Source organism: Olivibacter sp. XZL3 (assembly GCF_004368405.1).
Lineage (GTDB): Bacteria > Bacteroidota > Bacteroidia > Sphingobacteriales > Sphingobacteriaceae > Olivibacter.
On record NZ_SBJH01000114.1, the window covers coordinates 1 to 6390 of the forward strand.

Annotated in this window: 3 protein-coding genes; all 3 read right to left on the bottom strand. The window is 43.7% G+C overall.

Translation table 11 applies throughout. From position 1 onward, the window contains the following. Positions 1-144: 144 nt before the first annotated feature. Positions 145-1230 carry a phytase gene (locus tag EPX21_RS21570; RefSeq protein WP_134091874.1) on the bottom strand — a complete coding sequence of 362 codons (1086 nt, stop codon included), beginning with the start codon at positions 1228-1230 and terminating at the stop codon, positions 145-147. Positions 1231-1387: 157 nt separating this feature from the next. Next, complete coding sequence (locus EPX21_RS21575) at positions 1388-3028, bottom strand: tetratricopeptide repeat protein (protein WP_134091876.1); 1641 nt, start codon at positions 3026-3028, stop codon at positions 1388-1390. 156 nt (positions 3029-3184) lie between these two features. Then, complete coding sequence (locus tag EPX21_RS21580; RefSeq protein ID WP_134091878.1) at positions 3185-6013, bottom strand: TonB-dependent receptor; 2829 nt, start codon at positions 6011-6013, stop codon at positions 3185-3187. Positions 6014-6390: the final 377 nt, after the last annotated feature.

Here is a 6390-nt window from a genome sequence, read left to right on the forward strand (position 1 = left end):
TTCTCTGTAATTTCGCCATCATGCTTGTCAGTTTGTAAATAATAAACTGTCAACCTATATCAGGACAAGACACTTATACCTACCCCCTTATACCTTACGCCTTACCCCTTTTTAAGTACCTTATACCTTAGTACCTTATACCTTTTACCTAACCTGCTTAATCCGTTCACTGACTTTTCTCCAATCAAATAGGTGGAAAGTGCGATCTGTACTCATCGCCACCAAAATTCCGGCAGGGAACTGCTCACCTAAACTTACCGCTGTCGCATCAGCACCATCCGTTTCCATTGCGCTGACTGGGATCTCCGCAAGCAGCGGATATGCGTTCTTGTCGTCTTTTGCTCCTTCCCGGGGATAAACCATGAAGGTATGCGAACCTTGATTGGAAACAAGGATATAGCCCGTTTCTTGTCCCGTTTTATAGATCGCGATTCCCTCATGGTCCTTCGAAAAACCGCTTTGTGCAAAAAGTGCAAGCTCTTCATTGTTGTTAGCCGCCGGATCAGCCAAGTACTTACGAACACCTGTTTGCTCGTCCGAGTAGTAAATAAATCCTAATTCGTTATCCACCGCAATCGCCTCAATTTCCTTTTTGCCGCTATATTTTCCAAATTTCCGCACAAGCTGTCCCCTCACATAGCCCCCATTATCCATTAGCTTATACTGCCATAAATAACCGTCGGAAGGACCAGACTTCCTGCCAACTACAGCGAACACCTGTTGGTCACTAGGCCGTGTAAATAAAGCAATTCCCATCGGAGCACGCTCTGCCTCACCAACAAACACATCAATTCCTCCCTTATCCACGGCCTCTAAGTCGGGCAAGGTAAAAACCCGTATTTTATCGCGCTCCCTTTCAGTAACGACCGCTATATCTACCTTTTTGCCGTTCAATTGAAAATCGTAAGCGATATCAACATTGTTCGGTCTTTTAATACCTTTTACTTTTTTCATGATATTCCCCTTGAGATCAAAAGCATAAAGCCCGCCGTCGCTATCTTTATCAGTACCGATAATCAGGCTTTTGTCGGCATGTTGCCGATTAATCCAGATGGCAGGATCGTCACTGTCATATTCAACGGGCTCGGTAATTACCGTCGCTTGAAGCGTGTCTAATGATGTTTCAACAAGCTGCTTTTCAGTTTTCTCTTTACTCCCTTCGCGACAACCGTAAATCAGTATACCAGTAAAAAGGATTAAAATAAAATGGATTTTATTTTTTGTGCTCATGTTTCTTTTTTTTCTGCAAAAATGCCTCTATCGAGTGAAAAAAGCCAAATTTTTAGCGTTACAAATAGTGAACACGAACGAAATTTACGGAAATCAATAATAGATATACATCGAGCGTCCTCCTATAAGCAGCTTCGAGGCGGTGATGAAAAAAAAACTAAATGGCTTGTAAGAAAGCAGTTAAACTCTTCCCAGGTTCAAGCCCAAGTTTTTTGCGGAGACGATACCTCGAAACGCGGAGGCTGTCGGCCGATATACCTAACAGCGCCGCCATATCGGGCGTATTCATGTTGAGCTTAATAAGTGAAACAAGGCGTATATCCGCCGCCGACAAGTCAGGATTGATTTGCTGCAAATGAATAAAAAAATCCTGGTTGATCTCTTCAAACACTCTCCTAAAGTCTCCCCAACTAACTTCTTTATTAAAGTTCTGGTTGATTTTGTTCAACAGTTGCCGCAGCTCCCTCTTGTAACCCCTGCTGTCGTTTTTTAAGATTTCGGTCAGGGCATCCTTCATTTCTTCCAACAGCTTGTTCTTTTCTATGGCTTGGAGTGTATGAGAGGTAATTTCTTTTGCTTTGGTTTCAATTTCCAACTGCAATTGCTCTTCTTGAAGTTTCTTGTTTTGTAGCTCGACTTCCATTAGGCGCTGCTTCGCTTGGAGCAGGTCAGTCTCCTGATCGCGAAGCTGCCTCTCGCTACGTATTTTTTGTCTTTGATTTTTGATAATGATAACAAAAAGTAGAATAAGCAAAGCACCAATCATGGTGAGGGTGGCATAGATGATAATGGCGGTCTGTCGCTCCCTTGCCAGTTGCGCTATGCGAGCATCTTTCCGATCAATATCGTAGAGCACCTTCAGTAAAGCAGCTTGGTTTTTGGTATCCTCGTTATAGGTTTCAATATAAAGTTGCCTGCTAAGCTCCAAATAATGAAATACACTGTCAGCATCTCCCAAAAAGCCATACACTTTCCCTAAGTCCCGGTACGCACTACTTAAACGACTTAAGGCTTGGTTTTCTTTTGCCAACTTTTCCGCCTGCCTTGTATAACGGAGTGCCTGCTTATAATTACCTGTTTTTCGATAAACATCACCGAGATTATTGTAAGCATCAATTAACATAGACGTATTTCCATTCACTTTGAAACGATCAAGCGCCCTCGAGAAGTAAGTAAAGGCTTCATCATATCGTTCCTGATCCTCATAAATACTCCCTAAATTCTCATAGATTAAGGCGATGCCATCCAAGTCGTTGATCTGTTCAAAGGCCTGCATCGCTTTCTGTTGGAAGTAATAGGCACTGTCGTAATTGCTAGACTTTTCATACAGATGCCCCAGGTTGCCATAGGTTGTCGCCTGCCCTTTTATTTCTCCGCTTGTCTGATAAATGCTCAACGCTTGAAAATAAATACGTTTCGCATCTTCACTTTGGTTATTCAACAATAAGAGGAGAGCTAAATCATTCAGGTTATCCGCCCGCTCCTTTTTTGGACCTTTTACCAAGCGTTTTTCCGCTTGTAAATGATAGTTCAACGATTGGGCAAACAAGCCCATATCGTAGCATATCCGTCCCATCTTTTGCAATGATATCGCCTGTTCGAGCTTATCACCATTCCGCTCGGCTTCCAGATAACGCTCATTCTCAATAACCAATAAGGAATCCGAAGGCTGAACATTGTAACGTTCTAGGCGACCATGAATATCTTGAATAGAAAAAGACGGCTGTGCCTGCAGCAGAGATGGCCCGGTAAGGAGCCGAACAAGTGCAACAAAGAAGTAGACACGAACGTGCATCATATTACAAAAATAGCAGCTTCATGTTAACTTATTATTAACAGACCAAGCACCTTTCGTTTTCGTCGTTGTCAAATCAGGGGCTTCTCACCTAATTAAAGTGGCGGGATCCGTATCATGACCTACAAACCCCGCCACCTTCCTTTAGGTGAACAGTTCTTATAAGTCGAACTTAACGCCCAGGTTATACCGGGGCTTATAAAATTCATTTTGCATAGGCCGGCTGCTTGCGCCCCAATAGTAACGCAAGGATTGATTGGTTAAGTTATTAGCTTCTATGAACAGACGCATATATTTTCCAAACTTATATGACGCGTTTGCATCAAGGAAAAACTGGCTATCGTAATAGAAATCACTAAAGGCGTCCGAACCGATCTCGTCTATATAAGCAGCAGTATAATTAGCGGATACCCGGGCGGAGAAACGCTTGTTCTCCCAAGACAAAGACCCATTAACCATATGCGGAGCGGTTTGCGGCAAAGTCATGTTACCTCTCGGATTTCCCTCCGCATCGGCAATGCCTTTAGCGCGCGATTTAGTAAAGGTGTAATTCGCGTAAACACCGAAATTCTTCAAAAATCTACCTGGCAAGAAATCCAATTGACGTTGTATGGCAACTTCAAATCCGTATACATCCACATTATCACCATTACGATCTTGGACAAAGCGCCAGGTTTCTCCTTCTGGAATCAAGTTACTCGCTCCCGGAAAGTCGCGGGCAAACTCAGCTGCCGTATAATCCCGGTTGCTGTATTTATAAATAAAATTCTTTAGATTCTTATAATAAACCCCTCCCGATAGGATACCTACCGATTTAAAATACTTTTCAGCCATCAGATCAAAGTTCCAAGCATAGGTGGCCTTCAGATCTGGGTTTCCTGCCGCAACCTGACCATCGTCCACTATCGACTGCACATAAGGCGCTATAGAATAATAATTTGGCCTAGCCAGCCCAGTGGTCACAGCGGCCCTTAGCACCAAGTCCTCCTGCGGAACGTATTTGAAAGTCAAGCCTGGTAAAATATTAGTATAATTATTCTCAACCGACCGTGTGCCTGCCAATTCTTCTTCATCGGCCACAACATTGCCGGTATAATCTATCGACGTATGTTCGAGTCGCGCACCGACGATCATAGAAAGTTTACTGCTAAAGTCTTGATCCCAACGGATATAACCTGCGGTGATTCTTTCCTTTGCCCGATAATTAACGGCTAAGAACTCGTCCGGTTTTGCCTCCGGCGTAAACTGCGAAGCATCCCCTAAATTGAGGTTACCTAACAGATGTTTATCGGCAAATAAACCCGGTGCGTATTGATTCCCAGGTTGAAAGGGACCGCTCCAGTTGACCGTTTGCACATTTCCTAAAATATCGTACTGATTACCAATCGGTTCGTATTCAAAAAAGTTATTATTCCGCTGTTTATCCTTTAAACGTAATCGGGCACCAAACCGCAGGCGGCCCTTTTGATCATCAATTAACGAAAACGGCACACGAAAGTTTACCTTCACCCCCAGCTCGCTCTCATCGGTATAATCGTGATTTTCACTGATAGCGTCCAATTCACTTAATCCCGGGTTCGGTCTGTTAAAAACGAGGTCCACCGGACGGTCATTTGACGATGGGACCTGCTGTATAAGCAAATCTTCCTCGCTTTCATATTCGTAGTTAATATAACGCTCATTGGGGCGGTCTTCGCTCGCTTTTGCGTAACTCACCGCCCAATCCATATCGAGGACAGAACCGAACAAGTGATCACCTCCAAGTGAATAGTTTTGAACACGTTGATCTTCCAAGCGCGTATAATCCACCCGCCTGTTACCAATTCCGCCTTTCGTTTCGCGAGAGATCTTATCCAATTTAAAACCGCCTGCTACCCCCAAATCTTCATCGATTAACTCCATATCCGTACGTACCCGGTATCGATTCTCCCAATCGTCCCGCCAATTATACATTACATTAGCATACAAGCTGTGGTTATCATCTATTTTGAAATCAAAGGCGCCGGCAACACTTCTTCGTACACGTTGCACATTGTATCTCCGAATATCCTCCCGGGACAACCAGGCATTTCCATCTTTATCCTGCTCCCACTCCCCTTCTATGCCTTCCGAACCTAATTGATTGTTATTATAAGATCCGCTCAACACCATACCAAACCTGTTATCTGCAAAACGGTTGCCATATACGAAAGCACCGGTATAAATAGGCGTTTGATGCAGGGGATTGTACCCACCCGCTAAGGTGGCCGATATGCGTTGCCCATTCGGCGAAGCCCGGGTAATCAGGTTTACCGATCCGCCGATAGCATCTGCATCCATATCCGGAGTTAAGGTTTTATTTACTTCAATGGTGGAAATCATATCTGATGGAATCAGGTCCATTTGCACCCGTCTATTATCGCCTTCGGCCGACGGGATGCGGTCGCCATTTAAGGTAACTGAATTCAGCTCGGGCGAAAGTCCGCGAACGATAATATTACGGGCTTCGCCCTGATCGTTCTGCATGGTAATCCCGGGAACCCGGCGTAATGCATCGCCAATATTTGCATCGGGAAACCGCCCTACCTGATCCGACGAAATGATATTGGTAATATTGGATTTGCTTTTTTGCTGGTTAAGTGCTCGGGCCTGACCTCTTAAGCGATCGCCCATCACCACCACTTCGTCCATCGTTACCGAGGCATCTTTCAACAAGAAGTTGACGACGGTATTTTCGCCGGCACGCACCGTGATGGCTTGCTTCTCCACTTGGTACCCCATATAAATCACTTCGATTTCATAAGCGCCTACAGGTACGTTTAAAAATTCAAAGTTTCCATTCTGGTCGGAAATGGTGTAGCGATTCTCTTTATTCAAACGCACAGTCGCCCCAGGCAATGAAGCCTTGCTAGCAACTTCTTGTACCTTTCCCGAAATAACGCTACGCTCTTGTGCATAAGTCATAAAGGAAAGAATAAGGAATAAGTAACTTGTAAAAAGTTTTTTCATTTTTTTGATGGTTTAGTATTTAATTTAAGTACGTCTTCAATTAGTCGATTACAATCGCATTTGATGTCGCAAAGTTGAAGAACAGGCTCCTTTTCACAGGGCCAAGAGGCGTTACAAAATATATACCCCTGCTTTTCAGCCGTTAACAATACAGCAACAAAGCCCTAAAAAAATTAAACAAATAGCTATGTATCAGCCAATTATCAAGAAAGTAAAAAACCATTAAGTTTATGTTAAATGGATGTTAGGTTTAAGGGCCTAAGGTATATGGGGGGGAAGGTATAAGGCGTAAGGTTAAAGTGTCTTGTCCTGATATAGGTTGACAGTTTATTATTTACAAACTGACAAGCATGATGGCGAAATTACAGAGAATGACC